Raw genomic sequence first — 2779 nt, 5'->3', positions numbered from 1 at the left:
GGCGCCGACGCCACCAGGCCCGAGCCCGCCGCAGCCACTACCAACGCCAAGCCACCCAGCAGCCATAAAGATCACATCTCCGGCTGGAGTACTAGTAGCTTCCCGCCTCCTTCTCATTTGGTGTTCATGTGCCGCCAAGCGGACATTCCTCGCGGAGGCTGTGCGCCATTACCGGTCATTCCTCCATCGTGGAATTTTCCTTCTTTCCCGTTCCTTTGACTGCGTCACACGGAATCGGGAATGCGCTGAGCGGGATTTAGCGTGCCCATCGATGCCTGGCAAGAGGCGCGTTTTCCTACGAGAAAGCCTAGTACTCCGCGCTCATTGCCCTTGTTGCTCTGCCTTCCGAGAATGACCGGGCCGCAGGGCGTCCCGGCATCTTCTGCGCTGGATCCCGTGCAGGTGGCCGGGGTTGGCGTTGTGTACAGCGCATGGCGTGGTCTCCGTACGTGGAATTGTCATGCGCAGCAAATGCCGGGGTGCTGCGAGAAGCGATGCCAATACCTAGTGAGGACGGTCGCGTGAGCAAGCACCGCAGGACATTGCACCACCGAAAGGCAGTCATAGCCGCCGTCGCCATCGCCGCCGTGGGCGTCCCGTCCGTCGCCATGGCCTGCGTGGACTCGTACAACGGACGGCCAGACACGCACCGTTCGCACCATCACTGGCACAACAGCGCCGGCACGGCCGCGAAAGGGCACTGGGCGAAGTCGACCGGGAGTCCGGCGCCCCAGGCCAAGACGAGCCCTTCGGCGACCGCCGTCCCGACCACCCGGCCCACGGCTTCGAGTGCCCCGGCCACCACCGCCCCCGCCACCCGGCCCACGGCTTCGAGTGCCCCGGCGTCCAGCGCTCCCACCTCTGCCACGGCACGCGTCGTCGCGCTCGTCAACAGTGAGCGCGCGAAGGCGGGCTGTGCACCGCTGACCGTCAACTCGAAGCTGGCGAAGGCCGCTCAGGCGCACAGCGCCGACATGGCCGCCCACCAGAACATGTCCCACACCGGCTCCGACGGCTCGTCCCCGGGTGACCGGATCACCAGCGCCGGATACTCCTGGAGCTCGTACGGCGAGAACATCGCCTACGGCTACAGCACCCCCGAGAGTGTCATGGCGGCCTGGATGGCCAGCCCCGGACACAAGCGGAACATCCTCGACTGCGGATTCAAGGACATCGGCGTAGGCCTCGCCCAGCCCGGCTCTTACTGGACGCAGGACTTCGGCACCGCCCGCTGACCACGCCGCCTCGCCGACGACTCACCTGACTCGGCGGGGCGGTGGCGTATGGCCCGCGCATACCCGGCCGCCCTGTGGGCCCGTGACAAAAGGGCGGTCGGGTCATCACCACCTGCGGACGGCAGGCGGCCCGTGCCCGGGGTGATCAGGGCCGGGCGCCTGTGTCCACTGCGTCCGGGGCGGTGTCCGGCGATGGCGGCGGCGTCCACTGCGACCGCAGCAGCAGTCCTACGCGGTGGAAGAGGAAGGCAGCCATCGGGAGTTCGACGAAGACGGCGAGCGCGGCGGACATCCAGATCGCGGACGTGCCCAGGGCGAGCGAGAGATCGAACCATGCGTCGCACACCAGGAGGACGGCGGTCGCCAGGGCGGGCAACACCACGGCCCGGTGGCGGCGTATTCCGAGGACCGCTGTCGCCCCCAGTGCCGTCAGGAGCAGTATGTCGAAGCCGACCCAGGTCGTGCGCCATGCGTGGACACGGTAGTCGGACGGCAGGGTCACTCCCAGTATCACCGTCCAGGGAATCAGTCCCAGTGCCGACACCGCGAGCAACTCGAGCGTGTGGCGTCGGCGCCGCTCGAGCAGAGCGTCCCGGCCGACCCGGCCCGCGAGGGCCGGGCGCACCGGTCTCGAGACGTCCTCGCAGGGGACGGTCTGCGCCGGGTCCTGTGTCGTCCGGCTCATCGGCGCGCGGCTTTCTCGGCGACGACGGGCGAAGGTGCGGGGTACCAGGCCGCGAGGCGCCGAGTGGTGAGCCAGCCGAGACCGGCCAGGAGCACCCCGAACACAGCCTCTGGAAGGTGCTGACTCACCAGCATGACCGCGGCAGCAGCGTCCAGGCCCATCGCGAGAAGGATGAACGCGGCGCGCAGCCAGGCCTGACGCGGTGCGGTGGCTGCCACAGGACGGCCGGGCCGGCCGTGAAAGACGGCCGATGTGCTGTGGCTCATCGCGGCCACCTCTTCCGACCCGTTCGGTCTTGATCCATGTCAGCCTCCGGAGAACCGAGAGATGAAAGGGACAACCGGAGGCCCATCTCCTGTTATTCCGGCCGAGGCCGTTCAGGACTGCCCTTCACAGGGTGATGTGCGGCACACCGTCGGGCGGTTCACACGGCGTTGAGCAGGATGAGGTAGACACCGGTGCCGATGCCGACGCTGAGGATGGTGCGCCGGCCGAAGCCCAGGTGGACGCCGATGGTGACGGCGACGGCGAGCAGGGCGTACCAGGCACCGTGCGCGTCCTTGGTCATCGTGCCGCGCAGTGCGGTCACGGCGAGGATCAGCAGAATGCCCACCGGCATCCATGCCGACAGCTGCCGCACCAGTGCCGAGCCACGCAGTCTGCCGAGCACCGGGAAGGGCACGGCCCGCAGGGCGAGGGTGATGGTGAAGACGATCGCCAGGACGGACATCAGGTACGACGGTGGTCCGCACACTCGCCCCGGACTTAGAATTCCTAACAAAATTGCGCATCTGCCCTTGGAATGTGGATGCCTGATGGAGTGTTAGCCTACGCATGAGAAGGGGTGTGCAGCCGCCGT

4 protein-coding genes are annotated in these 2779 nt (G+C 67.7%); 1 reads left to right on the top strand and 3 read right to left on the bottom strand.

The genetic code is table 11. The features are described 5' to 3' along the window. The first annotated feature begins 521 nt into the window (after nt 1-521). Nucleotides 522-1235, top strand: a complete 714-nt coding sequence (locus AB0N14_RS39765; protein ID WP_366030559.1) for a CAP domain-containing protein — start codon at nt 522-524, stop codon at nt 1233-1235. Between the two features lie 145 nt (nt 1236-1380). On the opposite strand, the gene AB0N14_RS39760 is transcribed toward AB0N14_RS39765, so the two are convergent. The 3 genes from AB0N14_RS39760 to AB0N14_RS39750 form a co-directional block, all read right to left on the bottom strand. Next, the gene (locus AB0N14_RS39760; RefSeq protein ID WP_366030558.1) at nt 1381-1920 is read right to left on the bottom strand and encodes a hypothetical protein; all 540 of its coding nucleotides are present in this window, start codon (nt 1918-1920) and stop codon (nt 1381-1383) included. Further along, nucleotides 1917-2186, bottom strand: coding sequence for a hypothetical protein (locus AB0N14_RS39755; RefSeq protein ID WP_366030557.1), 270 nt, complete (start codon nt 2184-2186; stop codon nt 1917-1919). The genes AB0N14_RS39760 and AB0N14_RS39755 overlap by 4 nt, the downstream gene beginning before the upstream one ends. Nucleotides 2187-2344: 158 nt before the next feature. Then, complete coding sequence (locus AB0N14_RS39750) at nt 2345-2650, bottom strand: AzlD domain-containing protein (RefSeq protein ID WP_366030556.1); 306 nt, start codon at nt 2648-2650, stop codon at nt 2345-2347. Nucleotides 2651-2779 lie beyond the last annotated feature (129 nt).

This window comes from Streptomyces sp. NPDC051104, from assembly GCF_040682835.1.
GTDB classification, from domain to species: Bacteria; Actinomycetota; Actinomycetes; order Streptomycetales; family Streptomycetaceae; genus Streptomyces; species Streptomyces cynarae.
Note: the sequence above shows the minus strand (reverse complement) of the source record. Positions and strands in the feature narration are given on the sequence as shown.

What these genes read in the sequence shown, in the direction of transcription:
- AB0N14_RS39760 (WP_366030558.1), bottom strand. Translation starts at nt 1,920, where the DNA reads ATGAGCCGGACGACACAGGACCCGGCGCAGACCGTCCCCTGCGAGGAC.
- AB0N14_RS39755 (WP_366030557.1), bottom strand. Translation starts at nt 2,186, where the DNA reads ATGAGCCACAGCACATCGGCCGTCTTTCACGGCCGGCCCGGCCGTCCT.
- AB0N14_RS39750 (WP_366030556.1), bottom strand. Translation starts at nt 2,650, where the DNA reads ATGTCCGTCCTGGCGATCGTCTTCACCATCACCCTCGCCCTGCGGGCC.